The following is a 25,867-nucleotide window of genomic DNA, read 5'->3' as shown; positions in this document are numbered from 1 at the left end:
ACATGACTGAGAAGTACACCGCTCTATACGAGGAGCACAAGAAACTTGGCGCCTCCTTTACCGACTTCGGGGGCTGGCAGATGCCCCTGAAGTACAGCTCCGAGCTCGCCGAGCACCACGCTGTCCGCAAGAGTGCAGGGCTGTTCGACCTCTCCCACATGGGCGAGGTCTGGGTGACCGGGCCGGAAGCTGCTGCATTCCTGGACTACGCGCTGGTGGGAAAGATTTCCGCCATGGCAGTGGGCAAGGCGAAGTACTCGCTGATCTGCAACGAAGACGGCGGCATCATCGATGACCTCATCACGTACCGCAGGCCCGTCGCTGCCGACGGCACCGACGTCTTCCTGGTGGTCCCCAATGCCGGCAACGCCTCCGTGGTGGCGGCTGAGCTGGCCAAGCGGGCCGCCGCATTCGACGTCCAGGTCAACGACGCCTCCGCCGCCACATCGCTGATTGCTGTCCAGGGCCCCAAAGCGCAGGAGCTGCTGCTCCGCCTGGTTCCGGCCGCCCGGCACAGCCTGGTGACGGAGCTGAAGTACTACGCCGCCGTGGAGGTCCCGTTCCTCGTAGGCGGCGCCGGACTGGAGCTGCTGCTTGCCCGCACCGGCTACACCGGCGAGGACGGGTTTGAAATCTTTGTGTCCAACGACGACGCCCCCGGGCTTTGGCAGGCGCTCGTCGCGATCGCGGAGGACGGGGAGCTGACCCCAGCGGGCCTGGCCTCCCGCGACTCCCTCCGCCTCGAGGCGGGAATGCCCTTGTACGGCAACGAGCTGTCTCTGCTGGGCGACCCCTTCGCGGCAGGACTGGGTGCCGTCGTCGCGCTGTCCAAGGAAGGCAACTTCGTGGGCAAGGCCGCACTCGCCGCCAAAAAGGAAGCCGGCGCAGGCAGCACTGCCGGACGCAGGCTCGTCGGGCTCAAGGGCTTGGGCCGCCGCGCCGGCCGCGCCCACTACCCGGTCCTCAAGGACGGCGATGTCGTCGGTGAGATCACTTCCGGCCAGCCCTCGCCAACCCTTGGCTTCCCCGTGGCCATGGCATACGTCGACGTCGAGTTCACCCAACCCGGCACGGCACTGGACGTCGATCTCCGCGGCAAGGCAGAGCCCTTCGAAGTCGTCGACCTCCCGTTCTACAAGCGCTCCCGATAACCACTTTCTTGGTTCCGTCCGGTCCCGCCGGACCGGACTTTTCACGCGTGCTGCTCCTTCGTCGCTTTGACGCACGCTTTCGAAAAGCCCGGCTCCGCCGTGCCCTCGTGGCCAAGTCGCCTGCGTGCATGGGCCCACGCCGTCCGGGTTCCCTGGCCGAGCTTGCGAGGTTAGGGAGACGGTGGGGAGCACGCTGCCGGAGGCCGCACCCGAAGGGCCGATAGGTCGCCAACCTCGGCGGCTGGGCCGGTCGGAACACTCTCGAGGGACGGTCTGCTCACCAACCTGGGCGGTTCAATCCCTCGAAACTGAGGGGTTCGTCCTGCCTTGGCCGTGGTTGCGCTTGTTGGGGACTGGACCCTGCGGCGCTCTGGTGACGTGTTTGTTTTTCGGGACTGTTGGCCTCGAAAACTGAACCTGCTTTGGCGGCTGTGGGGATTCCGGAAGCGTACGTCAGAGGCGAGGAACGAGCCAGTACGCGGAGGAATCCGCACAGCCGCACCCAACCCAGCCACAAGAGTTTTAGAACAAACAAGCAAAGGAAAACACATGGCAAAAGTTGCCGCTGACTTGCAGTACTCCGACGAGCACGAGTGGGTGGCCCGGGAGGGTGGAAACCTGGTTTCGATCGGGATTTCCGCTGTCGCTACGGAGGCCCTCGGCGACATCGTGTACGTGGACCTTCCCGAGGTGGGCGCTGCCGTGACGGCGGGGGAGACGTGCGGCGAGGTGGAATCGACGAAGTCGGTCTCCGATGTGTACTCGCCAGTGACGGGTGAGGTGGTGGAGATCAATACTGGAGTTGTGGATGATCCCGCCCTGATCAACAACGATCCCTATGGAGCCGGCTGGCTCTTCAAGGTAGCTGCCGAGTCTGAAGGACCCTTGCTGTCGGCGCAGGAGTACGCGTCCAAAAACGGCGGGGACCTTTAACCCCGTCAAGCAGCACCAAACCTCTATTAAGGATTTACGCACATGGCTGTTGGCGTCTTTGATCTCTTTTCCATCGGGATCGGGCCTTCGAGTTCCCACACCGTCGGGCCGATGCGGGCTGCTGCTGTCTTCGCCGAGGAGCTGAAGTCCTCCGGAGCCCTGGACCGTGTGGCGTCGCTGCGGGTGGACCTTTATGGTTCGCTCGCGGCGACCGGCCACGGGCACGGCACCATGACCGCGGTCCTGCTGGGGCTGGAGGGCTTCCACCCGGAACTGATCCTGCCGGAGGAAGTGGAGGAACGGCTGGCCGCAATCGCCGAAACCGGGATCCTGAAACTGGCCGGTGAGGTGCCCCTGCCGTACGGGGTGAAGGACATGGTCTTGCGGCCGTTGACCATCCTCCCGCGGCACACCAACGGCATGACGTTTACCATCTTTGATGCGGAGGACGAGATTCTCCACACCGCCACTTTCTTTTCGGTGGGCGGCGGGTTCATCGTCCGCGAGGGCGAGGAGGACGCGGCACAGCAGCAGTTGGAGGAGTCCAAAAAAGAACTGCCGCTGCCCTTCCGCACGGCTGCCGAACTGCTGGAGCACTGCCGGGAAACCGGGCTGGGCATCAGCGACGTGATGCGGATCAACGAGGAGGACAGCCGCACTCCCGAGGAGATCCGCGAGGGCCTGCTGCATATCTGGTCGGTGATGGAGGAGTGCGTGGCCACCAGCCTGAAGCGTGAAGGCGTGCTGCCCGGGGGTCTGAAGGTCCGTCGTCGTGCGCCTGACTGGTATGACCGGTTGAAGAAGGAAAGCTCTCGCCTGCAGCCGGATGAACCGGACGGCGAGGGCCAGGACCAGGATTTCCATGACCAGAAGTATTGGCAGGAGTGGGTTAACCTGATCGCGCTGGCGGTCAATGAGGAGAACGCGTCCGGCGGGCGTGTTGTCACTGCCCCCACGAACGGTGCGGCCGGGATCATCCCGGCGGTGCTTTTCTACGCGCTGAATTTCGCGCCGGGGATGGAGAACGCCTCACAGGAGGACCGCGATGACGTGGTGGTGAAGTTCCTGCTGGCTGCCGGCGCGGTGGGGGTGTTGTACAAGGAGCAGGCGTCCATTTCCGGGGCCGAGGTGGGCTGCCAGGGTGAGGTGGGTTCGGCGTCGTCGATGGCGGCGGCGGGCCTGGCCGAGGTGATGGGCGGGACCCCGGCGCAGGTGGAGAACGCAGCCGAGATCGCGATGGAGCACAACCTTGGCCTGACGTGTGACCCGATCGGCGGGCTGGTGCAGGTGCCCTGCATTGAACGGAACGCGATCGCGGCGGCGAAGGCGATCAACGCCGCGAAGATGGCGCTCTGGGGCGACGGTTCGCACCGGGTATCACTGGACGAGGTCATTGTGACCATGCGCGAGACCGGCAAGGACATGAGCTCCAAATACAAGGAAACGGCCATGGGCGGCCTCGCCGTCAACGTCGCGGTCTGCTGACACGCCCGCTCAACCTGGCAGTGGTGATGGACCTCAGTTGTTAAAGGCCGCCCACCCATTCAGTGTTGCGGCGAACACCAGCCAGGACATGTACGGCAGGAGAAGCAGGCCTGCGGTGCGGCTGATGGGGCCGAAGAACACCACCGTCACCGCGACGGCCACGATCAGGGCAAGGATGATGGCCAGCGCCAGCCACAGCGCAGCCCCGCCGATGGCGGGGTAGAGGCCGAAAAACACCGGGGTCCAGGCAAGGTTCAGGGCCAGCTGGACGCCGTAAACCTTCAAGGCGCGCGGCGTACCCGGTGCCCGCTTCCGCCACACCAGCCAGGCCGCTGCGGCCATCGCCGTGTACAGGAAAGTCCACACCGGGCCGAAGACACCGTTGGGCGGTGACCAGGGCGCCTTGTCCGCAGTGGCGTACCAGCCGTCCACGTTGTTGAAGGTGGCGAGGGACCCGAGGCCCGCGACCAGAAATGATGCAGCCAGGAAGGCTCCCAACGCCAGGACCTGCCTGCCGGTGCCCGGCCGTTCCGCGCCCTTCCCCGCGCTTCCCGCCAGGGAGGGGTCCAACTGTCCGGGATACGGCTGCATTCCTCCACCCTTGCCAAGACCCTTGCAGGAGTCAAGGCAACAGGGCCGTCGGCAGCAGGGCGGAAGGGCTCCGGCGCGCCATCCTGAAAAGCCCCGGTGCTGCCAGGCTTTAGACTTGAGGCTGCATGTCCGCACGCAGCCACGAGTACAGAACCGCGCACAACCCCCGATTGGACACGGCCCCTTTGCGAGAATTCACCGCACGTTTTGCCACAGCCGAGGAAATTGAAAACTGGGACAAGCACGTCACGGCCAACCCGAACGGCGGCAACATGCTGCAGTCCGCCGCCTACGCGGCGGTAAAAAACGGCGCCGGTTGGAAAGTCCGGTTCCTGGTGCTGGAAAGCCCCGGCTCTGCCAGCTACAACCTGGTGCTGGAGAAAAAGTTCCCGGTCATGGGCCGGCTCTGGTACCTCATCAAAGGCCCGGACCTGGCAGCTGCCGAGGACCTGAAAGCCGCACTCGAAGCCTGCGCAGCCTTTGTCCGCGGCAGGAAACTCAACGTCTTCACCATCAAGATCGAACCGGACATCGTGGACTCCGCCGATGCCCAGGCGCACCTGGCCGCCGCCGGGCTGGTGAAGGCGCCCAATATCCAGTCCAACGACTCCACCGCATTGCTGGACATTTCCGGCCCCGAAGAAAGCGTCTTCAAGGCAATTTCCTCCCGGGCCCGCAACGCCGTCCGGCGGGCCGAACGGGAAGGCTGCGAGGTGCTCCGGAAAGAACCCGGCCCCGAAACCTACCGCGCGCTCTATGACCTCATGGCGGACACGGTGAAAGCTAAGGGCTCCATGCCCCTCCGCAGCTACGAGTACTACGCCGCGTTCTGGGACGAGTTCTGCAACCGCGGCCAGGGCAACTTCTTCTTCGTCTACGAGGACGGCAAACCCAGCGTGGGCGCGTTTGTTATCAACTACGGCGCCAAGGCAACGTACAAGGACGGCGGTTCCACGCAGAACCGCAAACAGTATGGCGATTCACACCTGGTCCAGTGGGCAGCCATCCGGCGGATGCAGGAACTAGGCTGCACCGAATACGATTTCTGCGGCACACCGCCCGCCGCCCGGATCAAGGACAAGAGCCACAACCTGTACGGGATGGGGATGTTCAAGACCAGCTTCACCAAAACCGTCACGGATTTTGTGGGCTGCCACGACTACATCCTTTCCCCTCTCCGCCACCGCCTCTGGGTCAACGGTGCAGAAAAGGTCTTCCGCCGGATCGAAACGGCGCGGACCGGCCAGCAGTTCTACTGACCTCAGCCCCGGCGCCGGCTTGGTCCCCGGGCTGAACTGCCGCAGTTGCACCAGAGCCGCGCCTCAACACCCGTCCCTGATCCAGCGGCTAACCAGTTGGCCGCACACCGTGAATAAGGAAATGCCTTGAATCCAGTCACCACCGGCACCGATCTTGAATTTGCCATCCTCAGCGACCCAGAGTTCGAGGCCTTTGCGGTTAAGCACCCGCAAAACAGCTTCCTCCAGTCCGTTGACTTCGCCCGCTTCCAGCGCGCCCGCGGCCAGCAGGTGGAGCTCTTCGGCATCCGGCGCAGCGGCGAACTGGTGGCTGCCGGGAAGCTGAACTACACCACCACCCGCCTGGGATACACGGTGTGTGAATGCGCCAAGGGCCCCGTGATGGACTACACGGACCTCGGGCTGGTGCGCGACGTCGTCGGCCTCCTCCGCCGGCGCGCGGCCGAACGCAAAGCCGCCGAGCTCCGGATTTCACCCAACCTCAAATACATCGCCCGGGACGCTGACGGCGCTGAACATCCCGAAGTCGAGGACAACCGCCCGCTGGTGGCCCGGCTGTCCGGGCTGGGCTTCCAGCACCAGGGACTGGACATGAACTTCGTCAACGTGAACTGGATGTTCATCAAGAGCCTGGAAGGCGTCAAGGACGCCGAAGAGCTCATCATGGGCACCAGCTACCGGACCCGGAAGGCCATCCGCAAAGCGGAGAAGAACGGCGTTTTCCTGGAACAGGCCACGCTGGAAACCCTGGACGAGTTCTACGGCGCCCTGAGCAAAGCCGGGAACGAAAAGGGGTTTGTCTACCGCGAACGCGCCTACTACGAGCACCTGCTCCGGACCACCTCCACGGAGTTCACCAAACTCATGATGGCCAAGATCGATATCCCGGCCTACCGGAAATCCATCACGGAGCGGATGGCCGCGGAATCGGCCACCGCGGCCGAGCTGCGCCGTGAGGTGGAAGAGACAGGCAGCAAGAAAAAGGCCAACCGGCTCAAGGTGGTCCAGGACCTCGTGGACAGCTACGAGCGGAGCCTGAAGGACATCGAGCGCTTCCCCGACTCCGTGGGTGTTGCCACCGTGGCCGCCATCCACTTTGTCTGCTACGGGGACGAGGTGGTGTGCGTCATCGGCGGCACCGTGCAGGACTACATCTACTTCAACGGCGCCACGTCCCTGTACTGGGGCATGATGCTGCACGCGCTGGAAAAGGGGTACCCGCGGTACAACTTCTACGGAACGTTCGGCATCTCCGGGCAGGACGAGGAAGGCCATGGCGGCTACGAGTTCAAGAAGGGCTTCGGCGGAGAAGTGGTCCAGCTGGTGGGTGACTTCGTGATGCCGGTCCGGCCCGCCGTCTTCCACGCCAACCGCCTGGCCCGGGCCGCGGTGGCCGCAGCCCGCACAGTGCTGGGCAAGCTGCCCCTGAGGCGTTCCGCCTGAAAGACTGGCCACAACACCGCACTGGGAGGAGGCAACCATGACTGACCGGCCGGAGTACCCCGGGCGCAGGCCGCAGACGGACGGCCTGCCCAAGACCGAACCACTGACCCCCTCCCAGCTGCGCCAGAATGCCGCCGCGAAAAGAATGCTGCGGCGCCTGGTGCAGGGCGAAAGCCCGCCCACCGCCCCCTTGAGCATCGTGGACCGCCTCACGGGCAGCCCGTACGCGAATCCAATGATCCAGGTGGGCGGCGTTGACACCTCTGCCCGGAAGACCCTCGACTTCGTCCTGCACCTGGCGGAGACCATGTTCCGGTATGGGGCCGGCGCGCTGGAGGTGGAAACAAGCATCATCGCCGTCACCGCGGCGCTGGGACTGAAGAACATCGAAGTGGACATCACCAACCAGTCCGTCGGCATCAACTACGCTCCCAAGGACCAGACACCCATCGCGCTGCTGCGCGTGGTCCGCTCCTGGACCAATAACTACGCGGGCCTGGCCAAGGTCCACCAGCTGGTCACGGACATCGTGGCCGGGGGAGTGGGCCGTGACGAGGCCATCCGACGGCTGGATGAGGCCATCACGAGCCCCAAGCCGTTCCCGCGGTGGCTGGTCACGGTGGCGTTCGGGACCTTCGCAGCCGTTTTTGTGGGCGTCCTGGGCGGCGGACCGGTCTCCTCGGCCATCGCCTTTGTGGCCAACATCGGCATCAGCCTGCTGGCCCGCCAACTGGGCCGGTGGCGGGTGCCGGACTTCTTCATCACCGCCAGCTGTTCATTTGTGGTGACACAGCTGGCGCTGGTGCTGTGGCAGTTCGGGCTGACAACATCGCCAGCCATCGTGGTGGTGGGCGGCATCCTCCTCCTCCTGCCCACAGGGCGCCTCGTCTCCTCGGTGCAGGATGCTATCAACGGCTTCCCCGTCACCGCTGCGGGACGGTTCCTGTCCACGCTGCTCACGTTCGGCGCCATCGTGGCGGGCATCGCCGTCGCCTTTGTCGTGGGGGAGCTGACGGGCATGCAGCGGATCGACGTCACGGAGACCTTCCCGCCCGCTTACGACCTCTGGGTCCTGGTGCTCTTCGTGGCCGTGGCCGTGATGGCCATCGGGATTACGGAACAGACCACCTGGAAGCTGCTGCTGCCCACGGCGGGGGTGGGAGTGGCCGGCTACTTCGTCCTGCTCGCAGCCAACCAGCTGGGGGTCGGAGACCGGTTCTCGCCCGCGCTCGCCGCGGTGGTGATCGGTTTGCTGGCCCGCGTGGTCGCCCTGCGGATGGGGGCGCCGCAGCTTGTGGTGGCCGTACCGGCAGCTCTGATCCTGCTGCCGGGCCTGACGATCTTCCGGTCCATGTACGTGCTCACCATCGAGGAAGCCGAGATCCTGCTCGGCGCCGGCGGCATGCTGAATGCCGGAGCGATCGTGCTCGGAACGGCCGGCGGGATTGTCCTGGGTGACACCCTTGCGCGGCCGCTGACCAGGAGCCTGGCAAGCAACGAGCGGCGCCGCGCCCGCCGCCGCTGATCGGTCCGGGCGGCCCCTGCCGGGCAGGATGCCGCCCGGCTCGAAAGTCCCCGGCTAGATCTGGCCGACCGGCAGCTTCTTCTCCGCCTGGAACACGTCCTCCACACGGCCCTTGGCCCAGTAGCCCGAGAGCGAGACCTGCTTGCGGTCCAGGCCGCGCTGCTTGAAAAAGACGTCGCGCAGGGCCTTCATGTAGCCGCGCTCGCCGTGCGCGAACACGTCCACCCGGCCGGCAGGCCACTCGGCGTCCGTCACGGCCTGGACCAGGAGGTCGCTGTCGCCGGCGGGGACGCCGTCGCGGGTGAGCCAATGGAGTTCCACTCCGGCGGGGGCCGCGATCGCCTGGATGTCGGCGTCGGAATCCACCTCAAGGAATGCCAGGCCGGCGGCTTCAGCCGGCAGCGACTCGATGACTGCCGCGATGGCCGGCAGCGCAGCCTCATCCCCGGCGAAAAGGTACCAGTCCGCATCGGGTGCGGGATTGTAGGCGCCGCCCGGGCCGGTGAACGTCAGGGTCTCGCCCGGCTGAGCCGCCGCTGCCCAGGGACCTGCCAGGCCCTCGTCGCCGTGCACCACAAAGTCGATGGCCAGTTCGCGGGCCGCTTCATCCACCCAGCGCACGGTGTAGGTCCGGGTGAAGGGCCACTGTTCCCGCGGCAGGGTCTCGCGGATGCTCCACAGATCCAGCGGGGAGGGGTACTCGACGCCCGGCTGCGGGAAAACAAGCTTGACGTACCGGTCCACAAAGTCGTTGTTGGTGAAGTCCGCGAAGCCGTCCCCGCCGGCAACGATCCGGACCATATGCGGGGACAGTTGTTCCCTGCGGACCACGGTGAGGTTGACCTGCGGACGGCTTTTTTTGGTGGCGCTGGTGGCGGCGGGCATGATGCTCATAAGGCAAGCCTAAGCTAAGGGACTGGCGGGAGTTCCCAGGTTACGTCCGGCGCACCCTGGCCGCGCAAGAGTTCGTTGACCCGGCTGAAGGGGCGGGAGCCAAAGAAACCGCGGGACGCGGACAGCGGGCTGGGGTGGGCACTCGTTACTGCGGGGGCGCCGTCCAGGAGCGGCCGGACGCTTTCCGCGTCCTTGCCCCACAGCACGGCAACGAGGGGCTGCCGTGACCCGTCCGGACGGCGCCGCCGCGCGACGGCGGTGACGGCCGCCGTCGTGATCTTCTCCCAGCCTTTGCCGCGGTGCGAGCCGGCGGAGCCCGCCCGCACCGTCATCACGCGGTTCAGGAGCAGCACGCCCTGGTCAGCCCAGGCGGACAGGTCCCCGTGCACCCGCGCCGGGACTCCGAGGTCCGCTTCCAGCTCGCGATAGATATTCGCAAGGCTGCGCGGAATGGGCCGCGTGGTCGGCGCTACCGAAAAGGACAGTCCCACCGCGTGGCCGGGGGTGGGGTAGGGGTCCTGCCCCACAATCAGCACCTTGACGTCCGCGAGCGGCTGCCGGAAGGCGCGCAGGACGTTCGACGGCGCCGGCAGGACCTGGTGACCCGCTGCCACTTCGCCGGCAAGGAAGGAGAGCACGTGGCGGAGCTCCTTTTCCACGCCCGCCAGGGCTGCAGCCCAATCGGGGGCCATCAGCTCGTCCAGCGGGAGCGCCGCCAGTTCGGCGAAACCGCGTGCGTCCACCGGTTCCTGTGCCAGGTCGAACAGGGCATCTGATTCAAACACCGTCCCATTCTTGCAGGGGCCGCCTCCGGCCAAGGAGCCTGATCCGCCCGTCGCTCCAAATGACATTGGTGTTATTCGCCCGTAGCATGGGGGTCAGACAATTTTCGCAACCAGCAGGAGGAGTGTGCAGTGGCGGAGCCAGCTCGGGAGCACCTGCCGGAGCAGGAACCACAGCACCCGCTCCTGGCCGATTTCACGCTGCGTGACTCGCCGTTGAGCGAGCGGGAGCAGCAGATGCTGGCGCTGGAGCGGCAGTGGTGGAAGTACGCCGGCGCCAAGGAACAGGCCATCCGGGAGCTCTTCGACCTGTCCGCAACCCACTATTACCAGCTGCTGAATGCCCTCATTGACACCGAGGATGCGCTGGCCCATGATCCCATGCTGGTCAAGCGATTGCGTAGACTACGTACGTCGCGCCAGCGTGCACGTACCGCACGGCGCCTGGGGTCCGACGCGTAAGACGCTCGCGCTGTCCCCTCCAGCAGCAAACCAACAAGGATGTCATCCACCATGACCAGATACGCCCGCGATGAATTCGACAAGGTCCCGGAGTCTGCTTCGCGACAAGGTGTCCACCGTACGGCTTCGGGCCCAACACGGGTGCGGCTGTGGCCGATCCTCGCTGTAGGCGTAGCCGCACTGGTCATCGGACTGGTGTCCTTCCTGATCCTTCCCAAACTCGGGTTCAACACCGCCGGCAGCCAGGCGTCAGTCAGCCAGGAGGCAACGCCGCTGGCCGGCACCGGCTCCACCCCCTCGGCGACTCCGGACGCATCCCCCTCCGCTGAGGCGCAGCCGTCCGCCCCGGCTGAACCGGAACCCAGCGCCGAGCCCGAGCCCGAACCGACCGCATCTTCCGAGGCCCCGGCAGTCATTAACAAGGCGCAGCCCGTTGCCGTCTACAACGCCGCGGGCACTGCAGGCCTGGCCAGCCGGGTGGGCGGTACGCTCCAGGCTGACGGCTGGACGCTGGGGCAGGTGGGCAACTGGGCCGGTTCACCGCAGCAAACCTCTATCATCTTCTATTCGGGTGCCGGCCAGCTCGCCAGCGCCCAGGCCCTGTCGGAGCTCCTCGGCATCCCCACGCTGGTGAACAGCACCGAATTCCAGGTGCCCCTGGTTGTGGTGCTGGGCCCCGGCTACCGGTAGAACAGCACCTGGTTTTACCGGTAAACAGCGCGCCGTCCCGGCTGTTACGCCTGAATAACTATTACTGCCCGCCCGGGAGCCGTCCCGTCCCGCCGGCGTGGAGTTGGCTAGAGTGATTTTCAGGTTCGGTCCGGGCCACCCGGAACACAGCGGTGTGGACGCCCGGACGCAACGGAAAGAGTGGTCGGACATGGCACTGGGAACCGTCAAATGGTTCAACGCGGAAAAAGGCTACGGCTTCATCACCGTGGACGGCACGGGTGATGACATCTTTGTCCACTGGTCCGCAATCCAGGGCGAAGGCTACCGTGCCCTCGACGAAGGCCAGCGCGTGGAGCTGGAAGTCGGCGAAGGCGAGAAGGGCCCGCAGGCCGAAAGCGTCCGGCCGGCCGGGTGAACAGAACTCTCCTTCGTCCCGCGGCCATCCGCCGGACGCTCATCACAGCTGCCGCCTGCTCAACCCTCGCCCTGACCGCCTGCTCCGGTGTCACCGGCAACGCCCGGGTGGAACCGGCGGAGGCGTCCGGGGACGGCACCCTGCGGGTCGGGCTGATCCTGGACAGCACCGGGGATAACGCCTTCCTGAACGCACCCCAGCTGGCTGCCGTCAAGCTCGCCTTGCAGGAGATCAACGCCGCCGGCGGCCACAAAGGCAAGCCGGTGGAACTCCTCCCTTCCCAAACCGGGCAGGATGCGGCCGGGCAGGCCCAGGCACTCGTGGCCGCAAAGGCTGACGTTGTTATCGGCCCCACGGATTCCGGCCACGCCGAGGCTGCCATCGACATCCTCTCCCGCGCCCGGACCCCGCTGATCTCACCGGCCAACACGGCTGCCGGCCTCAGCACCTCCAACAGCGGCGGCTACTACTTCCGGACCGCAGCTGCCGACGTCGCGCAGGGCCCCGTCCTCGCGAAGCTCGCCAAGGACGCCGGCGCCGCCACCGTGGCGGTGCTGCGCCAGGAAGGCTCCTATGGCACTGACGTTTCAGGCGCCGTCGCCACCGCTGCTGAACAGGCCGGAATGAAAGTGGCTGCTACCGCCGATTTCTCGCCGGGCGGGGCGGGCATTGCCGCCGCTGCCTTGGAGAAGGCCGCCGCGGATGCGGTTATTGTCATCGCCCGGGACGGTGCCCAGGGCGCCCTGGCTGAACTGGCCAATGCCGGCGTGGACGGGAAGCGGATCATCCTCAGCGACGGCGCCTTCGCGCGCTACGGTTCCCGCCTGCCCGCGAAGTTCCTCGACGGCGCCCGCGCGGTGGTTGCCGGGCAGCTTCCCGATGCCGACTTCCAGGCCAGGCTGCTCACGGTGGACCAAGGTCTGAAGGACGTATCGTTCGCCGCAGAGGCCTATGACGCCGTGACCGTTGCTGCCCTCGCCGCCGCCCGCGCGCAGGATGACGCGGGCCGCTCCATCGCCGCCAACCTCATTGCTGCCTCCGGCGGAGCGGTGGAAGGATCCGCCGGGGCACCGGCTGCCGAAGCCTGCGTTACCTATAAGGACTGCCGGGCAGGGCTGATGACCCGCCCCGATATTAATTACGACGGCGAATCCGGCCCGATTGCCTTTGACACCAACGGGGACATCACCAGCGCCACCTTCACCGTCTACACCTACGGGGCTGACAACAACCCGGCGCCCAGCGGCCGGGAGACCGCCGGACGGGCAGCGGGCTGAGCTTCGCCGTCGGCTAAACGGGGCAAAGCAGGGTCTTATTCGCTTGCACTCTCACGTGGGGAGTGCTAATTATTGAGTTAGCACTCTGACGTACCGACTGCTAAAGCAAAGCTGGTTCCGGCCCGCGGCGCGGTGCACCGGTCGAGGAGCGAAGAAACACCTAACTGGAGTGAGATCCCCAGCCGGAGGCATACAGAGGCCGAAGGTGAAGGATCGTCCGTCGCGGGCACTGCAGCGAAGGTTCATTCTTAACGACTGTCCCGAAAGGACTACTGCCGTTATGGCCAAGATCATTGCATTTGATGAAGAGGCACGCCGCGGCCTTGAGCGGGGCCTGAACATCCTCGCCGACGCCGTTAAGGTCACCCTCGGCCCGCGTGGACGCAACGTCGTCCTCGAGAAGAAGTGGGGCGCCCCCACGATCACTAACGATGGTGTTTCCATCGCCAAGGAGATCGAGCTGGACGATCCTTACGAGAAGATCGGCGCCGAGCTGGTCAAGGAAGTTGCCAAGAAGACGGACGACGTCGCCGGCGACGGTACCACCACGGCAACCGTGCTGGCACAGGCGCTGGTGAAGGAAGGCCTGCGCAACGTTGCTGCCGGCGCCGACCCGCTGTCCCTCAAGCGCGGCATCGAGAAGGCTGTTGAGGCCGTCACTGCCGAACTGCTGAACTCCGCCAAGGAAATCGAAACCAAGGAAGAGATTGCCGCTACGGCATCCATCTCCGCCGGTGACGAGGAAATCGGCGCCCTTATCGCCGAAGCCCTGGACAAGGTGGGCAAGGAAGGCGTCATCACGGTCGAAGAGTCCAACACCTTCGGCCTGGAGCTTGAGCTCACCGAGGGCATGCGCTTCGACAAGGGCTACATCTCCGCCTACTTCGTCACCGACGCCGAGCGCCAGGAAACGGTCCTCGAGGATCCGTACATCCTGATCGTCAACTCCAAGATCTCCAACGTCAAGGAACTGGTTGCTGTCCTTGAGAAGGTCATGCAGTCCAACAAGCCGCTGCTGATCATCGCCGAAGACATCGAGGGCGAGGCCCTGGCCACCCTGATCGTCAACAAGATCCGCGGCACCTTCAAGTCCGTTGCCGTCAAGGCTCCGGGCTTCGGTGACCGCCGCAAGGCACAGCTCGCCGACATCGCCGTCCTCACCGGCGGCCAGGTCATCTCCGAAGAAGTTGGCCTCAAGCTGGAGAACGCCGGCCTGGAACTCCTGGGCAAGGCACGCAAGGTTGTTGTCACCAAGGACGAGACCACCATCGTCGAAGGTGCGGGCGACGCCGACCAGATCGCCGGCCGCGTGGCCCAGATCCGCGCCGAGATCGAGAACTCCGATTCAGACTACGACCGCGAGAAGCTGCAGGAGCGCCTGGCCAAGCTGGCCGGCGGCGTGGCAGTCATCAAGGCCGGTGCCGCAACCGAGGTTGAGCTCAAGGAGCGCAAGCACCGCATCGAAGACGCAGTGCGCAACGCGAAGGCTGCTGTTGAAGAAGGCATCGTCGCCGGTGGCGGCGTGGCCCTCATCCAGGCCGGTGCCAAGGCATTCGCCAACCTGCAGCTGTCCGGTGACGAAGCAACCGGTGCGAACATCGTCCGCGTTGCCATCGACGCCCCGCTGAAGCAGATCGCCTTCAACGCCGGCCTGGAGCCGGGCGTTGTGGTTGACAAGGTCCGCGGCCTGCCCGCCGGCCACGGCCTGAACGCCGCAACCGGAGAGTACGTCGACCTGCTGGCTGCCGGTGTGAACGACCCCGTCAAGGTGACCCGCTCTGCCCTGCAGAACGCGGCCTCCATCGCCGGTCTGTTCCTCACCACCGAAGCAGTTGTGGCCGACAAGCCCGAGAAGAACCCTGCCCCGGTTGGCGGCGGCGACGACATGGGCGGCATGGGCGGCTTCTAAGCCCTTCCTGCCGGACCTGGTCCCGCGAATACCTAAATGCGGCCCCCTCCTTGGAGGGGGCCGCATTTGTTGTGTCCAGCAGGAGTTTACTTCCTTGCGCTGGCCAGCATTCCTTCAACTTCCTTTTTGAACGCGTCGGCAGCTGCCTGCGGCGTCAGGCGGTCATAAAGGACTTCGTCGGTGTACCGCTTGATGACGTTCTGCACGCTGCCGGCACCCACCGGGGGAACCGGCGGAGCATCCTTGATGTCCGTGCCGAGATCCTTCAGGAAGCCGACCACCGTAGTGTCCGCAGGCTTGAGGGTGGCCCTGATGCTTTCGACGATCTCCGAATTGGTGGGGACACCGCGGTCAGTCATCAGGATCGCTCCGGCTTCGGGGCTGTTGGCCAGGTAGTTGATGAACGTGGCGGCGGCTTCCGGGTGCTTTGTGCGGGAGGATGCGGACCAGAACATGCTGGGCTTGTAGTACATGCCGTTCTCAGCCGCAGAGCCCTCCGTGCTGGGTGCCCGGAGCATCTTAATACTGCTGCCGGTAGTAGCCTCGAGGGAGCCGAGCTGATTGGTCCACCACCAGGCCATGCCAACCCTGTTGGTGCCGAACAGACTTTCCTCCAGCCCCGCGCCGGCGTCTTCCGTGGCGACGGTGGCCGGCGGGCTGGCCTTCAAGTCACGCTGTTCCTTGAGGCGTTCCCAGAAGGAAGCAGCCGTTGACGTTTCAAAGTCCAGCTTGCCGTCCTCTGAATAGAGGTTCTCACCGTGCTGCCGCAGCCAGATGATCAGGTCAGCTTCGTTGGTGCCGTAGGCTGCGCCGTAGTTCTTGCCATCGCCGGAGGCGCTGATCTTGGCGGCCGTGGCCATGAAGTCATCCCAGGTCCACTTCGTGTCATCCGGGAGGGGAACGCCCGCTGCCTCGAAGACTTTGGTGTTGGCCATGATGACGTAGGCATTCTGCCCTGTGCTGATGCCGTACTGGGCGTCCTCGTACTGGCCGGAAGCCAAGCCCTCCTTGTCCAGCTTGGAGGTATCGATTCCCTCCTGCTTGGACAGGTCCAGGAGGGCTCCGCGTCCGCCGTATTCGGCGATGTACTTCTGGTCCATCTGGATGACATCGGGTGCGTCGTTCGCAGCAGTCTTGGTGGCGAGCTTGTCCCAGTAGCTGGCCCACTCGCCAGGCTCGGACTCAATCTTGATGTTCGGGTGTTCGGCTTCGAAAGCGTCAATGACCTTTTCGGTCTGCGCATTGAGGTACTCATTGCCCCACCACGCAAACCGCAGAGTGACTTCCTCATTGTTGCTGGAACCGCCGGACGCGCCGCAGCCCGTTCCGAGGAGGGAAAGGGCCACAGCCACTGCACCGAGCTGGAATTTCTTCCGCCTGCCGGTTGGAATCGTCATTGATATACCTTCCTTGTCCTGGTGAGCACGCAGTCTCCTCTCACAGCTGGCCTCTTCGCCTGCTCGGAGTGTGAGAGAAAACGCTTTCTCGTATGACATCCGATTGTGCCGGTGTACGGATACCTCCGTCAAGGGATTTCGGTAAACGCTTTCCTGAGACTTCCACTGCTCCTTTCATTGCTCCTTCTGCCACCAGCGCAGCCACCGATGCAGCAGCGGCCCGGGCGCGGGGGAAGGTCGGGGCACCGCTTTGTCGGTGTCTTCTGGCAGGATGGACCGGTGACGATTACAGCAGCGGCCGACGGTTCGGCCTTGGGAAATCCGGGCCCCGCAGGTTGGGCCTGGTATGTGGATGACGACTGCTGGCGCGCAGGCGGATGGCCGCACGGCACCAACAACCAGGGCGAACTGATGGCTGTCCTGGATCTGTTGCGGGCCACTGCGCACCTTCCCGGCGAGGACCTGCACATCCTCTGTGACAGCCAGTACGTCATCAACTCGATTACCAAGTGGATGCCGGGCTGGAAGCGCAAGGGCTGGCGGAAGGCCGACGGCAAGCCCGTACTGAACGTTGACCTGCTCAAGGAACTGGACCGGGAACTGGCAGGGCGCAAATACAGGTTCGAATGGGTCAAGGGGCACGCCGGGCACCACCTGAACGAAGCTGCCGATGAGCGGGCCCGGGCTGCCGCCACGGCTTACCAACAGGGTGTGGCCGCCCGCTCAGGCCCCGGCTTTCCCGGCGCACACCACCCCGGCGGTTCGGGAGCCCGCGCCGCCGGCGGCGCTCCGGCCACTGGTCAACCGCCGGCAGCAGTACCCCGTGAGGACGACCTCTTCAGCCAGCAGGAGCTGTCCCACCAGGAAGTGACCGGGCAGGAGCTGACTCAATGGGATGCCCCGGAGCGGAAGAGCCCGGAACCGGTCCTTCCCCGCCATGGCGCGGGCCGGCACGGCTCCAGCCAGCAGGACCCCAGCCAGCAGGACCCCAGCCAGCAGGACCCCAGCCAGCAGGACTTTACCCAGTTGGACTTCGCGCAGCTCGGTGAGGGGGCTTTTGACCTCGACGGTGCCTCCGGCCAGGCCGAAACCGCTCCGCCGGAGGCGTTGGTGGAAGAGCTGGAGCGGGAGCTGCTGGGCCCCCTGGTCCGCGGGGATATGGGCAGGACGGCCGTCCTCCTGCACCCTGACTTCCTGGAAATCGGCAGCTCCGGCCGGGTCTGGACCCGGGACGCCATGATGATGGCACTGGAAGAAGATCCAGGCGAGCGGACCGATATCGAAATCCTCGGCTCCGACCGTATTGGCCCCGGCGCCGTCCTGCTGACCTACCGGAATTTCGCGCGCTCCGGCACAACGCTCCGAAGCTCGCTGTGGGTGCTCGACGGTGAGCGCTGGCGGCTGCGGTTCCACCAGGGCACGCCCGAGGCCTGAGAATCGTGCGGCCTAGCTAAACCGCTGAGTGTTGCCCTGCTCTGCCTGGGCGTAGGTGGCCGCCGCCGACGCCAGCGCCATATTGATGGACGCCAGCGATGCCTCCACCCTGCCCTGGGTGATGGTCCATTCCGTAACAAGCGCCTGGAAGTTGGTGGCGGCTGATCCGCGCCAGGATCCCTGGAGCTCATCCAGTCCCCGTTTCATGGCCTGGACGTCCGCGCTGATCCGGTCCACCGTGGCCTGGACGTTGGCCGACTTGAGCTGCAGGAGTTCGGTATCGACGGAGATGATGCTCATGGCAATGCCTTTCGCAGTAGCGGGCAGCGTTCGCTCCCATGCCCGGCTGGTCCGGGCAACTGCAACGAGCCTACGGAAGCGCCCCGTCCCGGGGCCACGGCCGGAACCTACATGTGGATAACCTCGTCGCTGCCCTCGGCTTTGGCCTCCAGCGGCACGTCCTCGCGCTTCGGAAGGCTGACCACCAGCGTGGCCCCGCCGCCGTCGGTATTCTCCACCCGGACCGAGCCGCCATGGGATCCCACAATGGCCGCCACGATGGCCAGGCCCAGCCCGCTGCCGCCCGTCTCCCGCGTGCGGGACGTGTCTGCACGGTAGAAGCGTTCGAAAACCTTGGAGGCATCTTCCTCCGAGATCCCCGGCCCGTGGTCCCGGACCTCGATAACGGACCGCTCGTGCCCGTCCGCGGAGGAACGGACACCAACGGCCAGCTCGATGGGGGTGTCCTCGGGCGTGTACCGCAGGGCGTTGCCCACCAGGTTGCCTACCACCTGCCGGAGTTTGGCCTCGTCACCCAGCACAGGCGCGGGAGCTGCAGGGCCGCCGTCGAGCCCCACCAGGGAAATGACCCGTGAACGGGAACTCGCCTGCGTATCCACCACCGAATCGTGGGCGATCAGCTGGAGGTCCACGGGCTTTTGCTGCAACGGCCGTTGCTCATCGAGGCGGGCCAGCAGCAACAGGTCCTCCACCATGGAGCCCATGCGCTTGGCTTCGCTTTCGATCCTTCCCATGGCCGTGGCAACGTCTTCGTCAGTGGTCAGGGCTCCGTGCCGGTACAGCTCGGAGAAGCCGCGGATAGTCACCAGCGGGGTCCGCAGTTCATGCGAGGCGTCGGCAGCGAACCGGCGCATCTTCGCCTCCGAAGCCGTGCGGGCAGCGAACGCCGTTTCAATGTGGGCGAGCATCGCATTCAACGAACTGCTCAACCGGCCCAGTTCGGTACCGGGATTCTCCACCTCCACGCGGCGCGAGAGATCACCGGCGGCAATGGCGGCTGCAGTCTTCTCCACCCGCGCCAGCGGCCGGAAGGAACGCGACACGGTCCAGCTGGCGATCAGGGACGCGAGCAGCAGCGTCAGCAGGCCAACTCCGGTGACCACCAGCGAGGCGTGCTGCAGCACGTCGTCCACGTCCTGCAGCGACAGCCCGATGACCACCACGGCCGTGGTCTGGTTGGTCTGCACTGCTACCGCAACGACCCGCCAGTTCTCCCCGTCGGTACCGCGCACCTGGTAAGGGACGCCGCCGCGCGCCTGGGCCTGCTCCACGCTGATGGAGTTGATGTCCGGATGCTTCTCGGGGTCGCCCCCGAACGGGTAGGGGTCCTCGCCGGGGACAAAAAGTATCAACGAATAGTCGGTGGGAACCGACGGATTCGGCGCCTGGAGCTGCGTGAAGGAGCGCTGCTTGCCCGCCAGGTCGACGGCGGCGTACAGCTTCTCGTCCATCTGCCCCTGCAGGTAGCTGTGAAGCAGGGTCAGGGTGCCCGCCCCGGTCACCGTCAGGGCAATGATGAGCAGGGCCATGGTCATGGCCACCAGTTGCGTCCTGAGCGAGGCCGACTTCCAACGCTGCAGCAAGGTCAGCGCTTTTCTGCCGTCCGAAGCACGTACCCCACGCCACGCTTGGTCTGGATCAGGGCAGGAGCTTCAGGGTCGATGTCCACTTTCCGGCGAAGGTAGGAGATGTAGGACTCCACGATGGAGGCGTCGCCGTTGAAGTTGTACTCCCAGACGTGGTCCAGGATCTGCGACTTGGACAGCACCCGGTTGGGGTTGAGCATGAGGTAGCGGAGCAGCTTGAACTCGGTGGGGGAGAGTTCGATGACGGTGCCGCCGCGGCGGACTTCGTGGGCGTCGTCGTCGAGTTCGAGGTCGTCCACACGGATAACGGCGTCATCGTCGAGCATCGGTTGCGTCCGGCGGAGGACGGCGCGGATCCTGGCCACCACCTCGTCCAGGCTGAAGGGCTTGGTGACGTAATCATCGCCGCCGACAGTGAGGCCCGTGACTTTGTCCTCGGTGTCGTCCTTGGCCGTCAGGAACAGGACGGGGAAGTGCTTGCCTGACGCACGCAGGCGGCGGGTGACGGTGAACCCGTCCATGTCCGGGAGCATCACGTCCAGAACGGCGAGGTCCGGCGCGTGCAGGTCGGCAGCGGCGAGGGCGTCGCGTCCATTGGCCGCGGAGACGACTTCGAATCCGGCGAACCGCAGGGACGTGGAGAGCAGTTCGCGGATGTTGGGCTCATCATCCACCACAAGGAGCTTCGCTTCAGGGCCGTTCTTGTTCATGTTCCCATCATGCTCCCAGACTCTGGGAGTTGTCTGGATATTTGTTGGAAGGCCGTTGTGAAGGAAAAGTGCCGGCAGGAGGGGCGATTTACCAGAACGCCGTTCCTTGTTCCCCCTTGAACGGGCCCACCACCTTGCTGGTGATCCATCCGCCGTAGAACGAGCCGGCCTGGGGTCGCACCCGCTCGCCGTCCACCTCGCAATAGTCCATCCGGCCGGGGTACAACCCCACGTAGCCAGCCAGTGCGGTGTATCCCGGCGACGGTTCCGGGTAGAACCATGCTGCCGCACCGGCCACCGCGCCGCCACCGCCCAATACGTTCAGGTAGTGTGCAACCCCCTTGAACTCGCAATAGCTGCTTCCCGGCGCCGGCTCCAGCGTGCCGGCCCCGAAGGCTTCCCGGCGGAAGTAGTAGACCGGCGGGTGGCTGGTCTCCAGCACGCGCAGTGACTCCGAGGCCTCAAGGATGAGCTCACCGCCAAGGACGATCCGGATCCGTTCTTCACTCGGCTCCACGCGCGGAGGCCGGGGATAGTCCCAGGCAGATTCCTGGCCGGGCCCCGGTACAACGGGTTCCACAGGGCGTCGCATGCTTCCAGTATGCGGTGTGACGCAGGAAGCCAGTGGGGCGAACAGCGCTACTCCGCCGTTTCCACGTCCTTCGCGTCCATGATCCTGTACGCGTAGCCCTGCTCGGCGAGGAACCGCTGGCGTTTAGCGGCGAAATCCTGGTCCAGGGTGTCCCGGGCAACCAGGGAGTAGAACCGGGCGGCCCGGCCGTCCTTCTTGGGCCGCAGCAGCCGGCCCAGCCGCTGTGCCTCCTCCTGGCGCGACCCAAAGGACCCGGACACCTGGATGGCCACCGACGCTTCCGGCAAGTCAATGGAGAAGTTGGCCACCTTGGACACCACCAGCGTCTGGAGCTCGCCGGCCCGGAAGGCATCAAAGAGCTTCTGGCGGACCTTCACGGAGGTGTCACCCTTGATGACGGGCGCCTGGAGGCGCTCGCCGAGCTCGTCCAGCTGGTCGATGTACTGGCCGATGACCAGCAGCTGCTCTCCGCTGTGCCGGGCCACGAGCTGCTCCACCACCTGCGTCTTGGACTCGGACGTCGCGCAGAGCCGGTACTTGTCGGCGTCCTCGGCCATCGCGTAGGCCACGCGCTCGTCCCGCGGCAGGTCCACACGGACCTCCACGCAGTCTGCAGGCGCTATGTAGCCCTGGGACTCGATGTCCTTCCACGGCGCGTCGTAGCGTTTCGGGCCGATCAGGCTGAAGACCTCGCCCTCGCGGCCGTCTTCGCGCACCAGTGTTGCGGTGAGGCCCAGCCTGCGCCGGGCCTGCAGGTCCGCTGTCATCCGGAAAATCGGGGCCGGCAGCAGGTGGACCTCGTCGTAGATGATCAGCCCCCAGTCGTGCCCGTCCACCAGTTCCAGGTGCGGATAGAGCCCGCCGCGCTTGGTGGTGAGCACCTGGTAGGTGGCGATGGTCACCGGGCGGACTTCCTTCAAAGCCCCCGAGTATTCACCGATTTCGTCCTCGGTGAGGGACGTGCGCTTGAGCAGCTCGTCCTTCCACTGCCGGGCGGCCACGGTGTTGGTCACCAGGATCAGGGTGGTGGTGGAGCCGGTTGCCATGGCGGCGGCGCCCACCAGGGTTTTGCCCGCCCCGCAGGGGAGCACCACCACGCCGCTGCCGCCGGCCCAGAAATTGTCGCTGGCCATCTGCTGGTAGGGCCGCAGTTTCCAGCCGTCCTCGTTCAGCGCGATCAGGTGCGGGGTGCCGTCCACATACCCGGCCAGGTCCTCGGCCGGCCAGCCGATTTTGAGCAGGAGCTGCTTGAGCTGCCCCCGCAGGGACGCGTGCACCACCACGGTCTCGCCGTCGATCCGCGGACCCAGGAGGGGCTGGATCTTTTTGGACCGGATCACTTCCTCAAGCACCGGGTAATCGTCCGTCCGCATCACCAGCCCGTGCTGCGGATCTTTTTCCAGCCGCAGCCGGCCGTACCGGGACATCGTTTCCTCGACGTCGATCAGCAACGAATGCGGCACGGGGAACCGGGAATACTTCAGCAGCGTGTCCAGGACCCGTTCGGCGTCCAGTCCGGCGGCGCGCGCGTTCCACAGTCCCAAAGGCGTCAGCCGGTAGCTGTGGACATGCTCGGGCGCCCGCTCCAGCTCCGCGAATGGCGCGATGGCGTGCCGGGCTTCGGTGGCGAGCTCATGGTCCACCTCGAGGAGGATGGTCTTGTCGCTCTGCACAATCAGGGGTCCGTCGTTCACGCGGGGAAGTCCTTCACTGGCGCAGTTCCTCTGCAGCCTCAATATCAATAATGCGGTGGATGGACAGCACCCGTTCGGTATCCTTCGCGGGGTCGAAGACCCGGACGCGCCCGCCGCTCACTGAGAGTGGAACAACAATCTCCAGGTTGGCATTCCCCATGCCGTCCACCACGTTCATGCTGATCCGCTGCTTCAGCCGGATGGCCCTCTGCAGGGCCTCCAGGCCCAGCTGGGTGGCTGCCTCGGAACCAAAGTCCGCCTGCTCCGCATGATGGCTTACGACGGCGGCAGGGCGGTGCCGCAGCACGTCCAGTTGGGCCTGGACATCCTCCGCTTCCGGTGCCGTCCGCGGGGCGGTATACACCGGCCGCGAGGGAGCGTGCGGTGCAGGCAGGCGCCGGAGCCGGAGAACGGGCTGCTCTGACTCATCGAGCGAGGGGGAAAGCCCCAAACTGCGCAGCACCTGCGCCGTTTCCCGCGGGGGAGCGGAGGAAATGAGCACGCTGGGAGCAATCCGGACCAGGCCGAGGCCCTCGGCTTTGGGCCCCCGCAGCAGTTCAAGCAGGGCCGGCTCATCCTCGCTCTGGATGAAGCTGGCCGCCGCGCCCACGCGCAACCGGCCGTGGCGCGCTGCCGTATCCTCCACGAGGTACTGCAGCGGTTGCGGCACGGCCGTAGCTGAGTGCTCGCGCAGGAACTCCAGCAAGGCCGCGGCATCGTGCCCGGCGTCCAGGGCGCGGCGGATGGAACCGGCCGAGAACCGGTAGATGGTGGCTGGCCCCTGGCCTTCGGCGTCCGCCATGAGCAGCAGCTTCCGGGTAAGCTCCGGAGCAAGGTAGCCGGGGGCAACAGCGGTGAGGTCCGCCTGGAGCAGCACGTGGTTCAGTTCAGCCGGCAGGTGCTCGCCCAGGATGGTCAGGGCGGCATCGGGGTCATCGCCCGCGATGGCGCTTCCCAGTTGGCTTAGGGCACCGGAGCCCAGCAGGCCGAGGGTTTCGGCTTCGGCCAGCACTCCGCGGATCAGGGAGCTGAAGCGCCGGGCCATCCGCGGCTGGGCCCACTCGGCCCGCTGGAGGACTGCGGCCGCGTCAAGCACGGGGGCAGTTCCGTCCGGGGCTTCGGCTTCCCGGGTGAGTTCGTTGAGGATTTCCAGGATCCGCCTGCGCACCACCGGGGCGTCAGGCCGCTGTGCCTCGGCTGACAAGGCAATGACCGTGCTTCCCGATGCAGCGCGGTGCCCTGCCGCTGCTCCGGGCGTCCCGCTGATGGGCTGGCCCACCATGGACGGTACGCGCTCGCTGGCCAGCCAGGCGTTCACCAGCCAGAGCCACTGTTCCTGCCGGGGCAGGACAAGCCACTCCAACTCCGGCGGCTGCACCCAGGACGACGAGTCAACGTCCAGCCGGATCAGGCCGGCCAACCCGCACAGTTCCAGGAGCAGCCCGACGCGCAGCTGGTCGATCCGGAGCACATCAGCGAGCCGCCTCATCTCCCGGACGCCCACGCCTCCGCTGCGGAGCGTAGCCAACGGCTGTTCCTTCACCGCATGGAGGATCTCGCCCACCAGCCGAAGGGTTTCTGCGATGGCGCCGAGCGCGGCATTCCTGCGCAGTGCAGCGCTGGTGCGGCCCAGCTCCGGGACCGGCGGCGACAGGGCGAAGTCATTGATGATGGCGCCGCCGCGCAGTGAAAGTCCTACGCTGTGCGGCAGCTCCACATGGGCGGCGTCCAAGGGCACCAGCAGGCCGCGGGCCAGCAGCCAGTCAACCGGCCCGACGTCGGACCCCTCGCTGGTGATGGACGCCTTGCGTTGCGCCTGGGGGACAGCACCCATGGCCCAGTTCCGGAATTTGGCGAGCAGCGTGGTGGTCCGTTCCGGGGCAGTGGACAGGATGTCCTGCAGGGCCTCCGGGGAGGACGTCCAGTGCTGCAGCGCCAGCGCCGCCTCCATGGGCGTGGTGGCGCCATGGATGGCGACGCCGCTGCGGTGGAGTTCGGTAACAAGCTGGACGGCCCGCTGCGCGAACGCGGGCTGGAGGCGCACCAGTTCGGTGTAGCTCCGCCCCAGCCCGGCGGGATAGATCCCCACCACGTCCTTGAGGCTGCCCACCGGAAGGTAGTAGCGCTGCTTGCCGGCCGGAGTTCCGTGCGGGGGTTCGGCGCGGTGTACCAGCGCGAGTTCCTGCAGCGATGCCAGGATCCGTTCCACGGCCGCAAGGGTGGACCCAGGAATCATTTTCCGCAGCCCCGCGGCCGACGCGCTGTGTTCCGTATCAGTGTTCGTACACAGGTGGAGGGTTTCCAGGACCTGCATCTGCGGCCGGTTGAGGCGCTCCAGCGCACGCTGGACGCTGACCCTCCCGCTGGCCCGGGCAGCGAGGGCGGCGAAATCGGGAACGGCGGGGGAGATGAGGTCCGGCCGCGCGTCAAACAGCGACCGCAGCGAGTCATCGCTGCGGGCCTCCAGGTCCTTGCTGAGCGCGCGAATAAGGGACATCAGTCCAACGTTACCGCCCGCCCGGTTTTCCTGCCCGGCGGCGCCCGGCGACGCTGTCCAGGACAAGGAACAGCATCAGGAGGAACGCCAGCGGCAGCCCGTAAAGCGCGGTGTAGGTGACCCAGGCCGGAGCCACCGAGCCTGCGAAGGCAAAAGCCATAACGGCAGCCACCGCCGCCAGCGAGAGCACGGCAATAACCGCGGCGAAGATCGTCAGGGGCCGCCGGTAACGCGAGGGTGTCATGGACGTAACGCTAACAGCCCGGCCCGACAGCGCAGGCATGCGCTCTCGGGAGGCTGGGAGATGGGTGGGGAAGAGTCGTGGAAAGCGGGATTAGGGCATGGGGCAGGATAACCTTGAGGGATACAGACCAACACGGTCTTCAGCCGTCATACCCTGAACCCGCACAACAATGCGGATGCGGTGAGGGCTGGCCGTGTCTCAAGACGTCAGAACGAAGAAGGTTGATTACGTGCCTACCGGCAAGGTCAAGTGGTATGACAAGGACAAGGGCTTCGGATTCCTTGCGGGCGAAGACGGCCAGGAAGTGTTCCTGCCCAAGTCCTCGCTGCCCGAAGGTGTAACGGAACTGAAGGCCGGCACCCGGGTTGAATTCGGGGTCGCAGACGGCCGCAAAGGTGCCCAGGCCCTGGGGCTGCGCGTGCTGGACAAAACGCCGTCCATCGCCAAGGCAAAACGGCCCAGCGCACGGGACCTCGCCCCGTTGGTCCAGGACCTGGTGACCGTGCTGGACAACCTGTCCGGAACCCTCTCCAAAGGCAAGTACCCGGAAGGCAACAAGGGCAAGGCCATCGCCGCCGCCCTGCGTAAGGTTGCCGACGAGCTGGACGTTTAGGC

General features: G+C 65.9%; 24 protein-coding genes. 13 read left to right on the top strand and 11 right to left on the bottom strand.

Annotation, left to right across the window (positions count from 1 at the left end; genetic code table 11):
* Positions 1 to 2: 2 nt before the first annotated feature.
* The 3 genes from gcvT to ARTSIC4J27_RS16375 all read left to right on the top strand — a co-directional run bounded on the left by gcvT (position 3) and on the right by ARTSIC4J27_RS16375 (position 3,569).
* Complete coding sequence (gcvT, locus tag ARTSIC4J27_RS16385; RefSeq protein ID WP_050056271.1) at positions 3 to 1,151, top strand: glycine cleavage system aminomethyltransferase GcvT; 1,149 nt, start codon at positions 3 to 5, stop codon at positions 1,149 to 1,151.
* Between the two features lie 549 nt (positions 1,152 to 1,700).
* Entirely contained in the window at positions 1,701 to 2,084 is a 384-nt protein-coding gene (gcvH, locus tag ARTSIC4J27_RS16380) for a glycine cleavage system protein GcvH (protein WP_050056270.1), read from the top strand.
* A gap of 42 nt (positions 2,085 to 2,126) precedes the next feature.
* Complete coding sequence (locus tag ARTSIC4J27_RS16375; protein WP_050056269.1) at positions 2,127 to 3,569, top strand: L-serine ammonia-lyase; 1,443 nt, start codon at positions 2,127 to 2,129, stop codon at positions 3,567 to 3,569.
* Between the two features lie 33 nt (positions 3,570 to 3,602).
* On the opposite strand, the gene ARTSIC4J27_RS16370 is transcribed toward ARTSIC4J27_RS16375, so the two are convergent.
* Positions 3,603 to 4,160, bottom strand: a complete 558-nt coding sequence (locus tag ARTSIC4J27_RS16370) for a TspO/MBR family protein (RefSeq protein WP_050056268.1) — start codon at positions 4,158 to 4,160, stop codon at positions 3,603 to 3,605.
* Between the two features lie 125 nt (positions 4,161 to 4,285).
* Here ARTSIC4J27_RS16370 and ARTSIC4J27_RS16365 point away from each other — a divergent pair, with 125 nt between their 5' ends.
* The 3 genes from ARTSIC4J27_RS16365 to ARTSIC4J27_RS16355 all read left to right on the top strand — a co-directional run bounded on the left by ARTSIC4J27_RS16365 (position 4,286) and on the right by ARTSIC4J27_RS16355 (position 8,387).
* A complete protein-coding gene (locus ARTSIC4J27_RS16365; RefSeq protein WP_050056267.1) occupies positions 4,286 to 5,419 on the top strand; it encodes a lipid II:glycine glycyltransferase FemX in 1,134 nt (377 codons plus the stop codon).
* Between the two features lie 126 nt (positions 5,420 to 5,545).
* On the top strand, positions 5,546 to 6,862 hold the full coding sequence (locus ARTSIC4J27_RS16360) for a peptidoglycan bridge formation glycyltransferase FemA/FemB family protein (RefSeq protein ID WP_050056266.1): 1,317 nt from the start codon (positions 5,546 to 5,548) through the stop codon (positions 6,860 to 6,862).
* Positions 6,863 to 6,899: 37 nt separating this feature from the next.
* Positions 6,900 to 8,387 (top strand): threonine/serine exporter family protein, encoded by a 1,488-nt coding sequence (locus tag ARTSIC4J27_RS16355; RefSeq protein WP_050056265.1) that lies wholly within the window; start codon positions 6,900 to 6,902, stop codon positions 8,385 to 8,387.
* A 54-nt stretch (positions 8,388 to 8,441) separates the two neighbouring features.
* Here the strand turns inward: ARTSIC4J27_RS16355 and ARTSIC4J27_RS16350 are convergent, their stop codons facing one another.
* Positions 8,442 to 9,281: a siderophore-interacting protein gene (locus tag ARTSIC4J27_RS16350; RefSeq protein WP_050056264.1), complete on the bottom strand. Its 840-nt coding sequence runs from the start codon at positions 9,279 to 9,281 to the stop codon at positions 8,442 to 8,444.
* Positions 9,282 to 9,295: 14 nt separating this feature from the next.
* Positions 9,296 to 10,066, bottom strand: a complete 771-nt coding sequence (locus ARTSIC4J27_RS16345) for a uracil-DNA glycosylase (RefSeq protein WP_050056263.1) — start codon at positions 10,064 to 10,066, stop codon at positions 9,296 to 9,298.
* 129 nt (positions 10,067 to 10,195) lie between these two features.
* Between ARTSIC4J27_RS16345 and ARTSIC4J27_RS16340 the strand changes: the two genes are divergently transcribed.
* The 5 genes from ARTSIC4J27_RS16340 to groL all read left to right on the top strand — a co-directional run bounded on the left by ARTSIC4J27_RS16340 (position 10,196) and on the right by groL (position 14,798).
* Complete coding sequence (locus ARTSIC4J27_RS16340; protein WP_050056262.1) at positions 10,196 to 10,525, top strand: DUF3263 domain-containing protein; 330 nt, start codon at positions 10,196 to 10,198, stop codon at positions 10,523 to 10,525.
* A 51-nt stretch (positions 10,526 to 10,576) separates the two neighbouring features.
* A complete protein-coding gene (locus tag ARTSIC4J27_RS16335; RefSeq protein WP_050056261.1) occupies positions 10,577 to 11,215 on the top strand; it encodes a LytR C-terminal domain-containing protein in 639 nt (212 codons plus the stop codon).
* Positions 11,216 to 11,405: 190 nt separating this feature from the next.
* Positions 11,406 to 11,612 carry a cold-shock protein gene (locus tag ARTSIC4J27_RS16330; protein ID WP_050056287.1) on the top strand — a complete coding sequence of 69 codons (207 nt, stop codon included), beginning with the start codon at positions 11,406 to 11,408 and terminating at the stop codon, positions 11,610 to 11,612.
* Positions 11,609 to 12,889, top strand: a complete 1,281-nt coding sequence (locus ARTSIC4J27_RS16325; protein ID WP_083435511.1) for an ABC transporter substrate-binding protein — start codon at positions 11,609 to 11,611, stop codon at positions 12,887 to 12,889. Before ARTSIC4J27_RS16330 ends, ARTSIC4J27_RS16325 begins: the two co-directional genes overlap by 4 nt.
* A gap of 280 nt (positions 12,890 to 13,169) precedes the next feature.
* Positions 13,170 to 14,798 carry a chaperonin GroEL gene (gene groL / locus ARTSIC4J27_RS16320; protein WP_050056260.1) on the top strand — a complete coding sequence of 543 codons (1,629 nt, stop codon included), beginning with the start codon at positions 13,170 to 13,172 and terminating at the stop codon, positions 14,796 to 14,798.
* 86 nt (positions 14,799 to 14,884) lie between these two features.
* Here groL and ARTSIC4J27_RS16315 read toward each other — a convergent pair whose 3' ends face one another.
* Positions 14,885 to 16,195: an ABC transporter substrate-binding protein gene (locus tag ARTSIC4J27_RS16315; protein ID WP_050056259.1), complete on the bottom strand. Its 1,311-nt coding sequence runs from the start codon at positions 16,193 to 16,195 to the stop codon at positions 14,885 to 14,887.
* A gap of 279 nt (positions 16,196 to 16,474) precedes the next feature.
* Here ARTSIC4J27_RS16315 and ARTSIC4J27_RS16310 point away from each other — a divergent pair, with 279 nt between their 5' ends.
* Positions 16,475 to 17,629 (top strand): ribonuclease HI family protein, encoded by a 1,155-nt coding sequence (locus ARTSIC4J27_RS16310; protein ID WP_050056258.1) that lies wholly within the window; start codon positions 16,475 to 16,477, stop codon positions 17,627 to 17,629.
* 12 nt (positions 17,630 to 17,641) lie between these two features.
* Here ARTSIC4J27_RS16310 and ARTSIC4J27_RS16305 read toward each other — a convergent pair whose 3' ends face one another.
* The 7 genes from ARTSIC4J27_RS16305 to ARTSIC4J27_RS16275 all read right to left on the bottom strand — a co-directional run bounded on the left by ARTSIC4J27_RS16305 (position 17,642) and on the right by ARTSIC4J27_RS16275 (position 25,252).
* Positions 17,642 to 17,929 carry a WXG100 family type VII secretion target gene (locus ARTSIC4J27_RS16305; protein ID WP_050056257.1) on the bottom strand — a complete coding sequence of 96 codons (288 nt, stop codon included), beginning with the start codon at positions 17,927 to 17,929 and terminating at the stop codon, positions 17,642 to 17,644.
* Positions 17,930 to 18,036: 107 nt separating this feature from the next.
* Entirely contained in the window at positions 18,037 to 19,512 is a 1,476-nt protein-coding gene (locus ARTSIC4J27_RS16300; protein WP_050056256.1) for a sensor histidine kinase, read from the bottom strand.
* 2 nt (positions 19,513 to 19,514) lie between these two features.
* Entirely contained in the window at positions 19,515 to 20,225 is a 711-nt protein-coding gene (locus ARTSIC4J27_RS16295; RefSeq protein WP_050056255.1) for a response regulator transcription factor, read from the bottom strand.
* 88 nt (positions 20,226 to 20,313) lie between these two features.
* Complete coding sequence (locus ARTSIC4J27_RS16290; RefSeq protein WP_050056254.1) at positions 20,314 to 20,817, bottom strand: DUF427 domain-containing protein; 504 nt, start codon at positions 20,815 to 20,817, stop codon at positions 20,314 to 20,316.
* A 47-nt stretch (positions 20,818 to 20,864) separates the two neighbouring features.
* Complete coding sequence (locus ARTSIC4J27_RS16285; RefSeq protein ID WP_050056253.1) at positions 20,865 to 22,511, bottom strand: DNA repair helicase XPB; 1,647 nt, start codon at positions 22,509 to 22,511, stop codon at positions 20,865 to 20,867.
* A 13-nt stretch (positions 22,512 to 22,524) separates the two neighbouring features.
* Positions 22,525 to 25,008, bottom strand: coding sequence for a helicase-associated domain-containing protein (locus tag ARTSIC4J27_RS16280; RefSeq protein WP_050056252.1), 2,484 nt, complete (start codon positions 25,006 to 25,008; stop codon positions 22,525 to 22,527).
* Positions 25,009 to 25,018: 10 nt separating this feature from the next.
* Positions 25,019 to 25,252, bottom strand: a complete 234-nt coding sequence (locus ARTSIC4J27_RS16275; protein WP_050056251.1) for a hypothetical protein — start codon at positions 25,250 to 25,252, stop codon at positions 25,019 to 25,021.
* Between the two features lie 229 nt (positions 25,253 to 25,481).
* Here ARTSIC4J27_RS16275 and ARTSIC4J27_RS16270 point away from each other — a divergent pair, with 229 nt between their 5' ends.
* Entirely contained in the window at positions 25,482 to 25,865 is a 384-nt protein-coding gene (locus ARTSIC4J27_RS16270; protein WP_050056250.1) for a cold-shock protein, read from the top strand.
* Positions 25,866 to 25,867 lie beyond the last annotated feature (2 nt).

Origin of the sequence: Pseudarthrobacter siccitolerans (assembly GCF_001046895.1) — a bacterium.
GTDB lineage: Bacteria > Actinomycetota > Actinomycetes > Actinomycetales > Micrococcaceae > Arthrobacter > Arthrobacter siccitolerans.
Note: the sequence above shows the minus strand (reverse complement) of the source record. Positions and strands in the feature narration are given on the sequence as shown.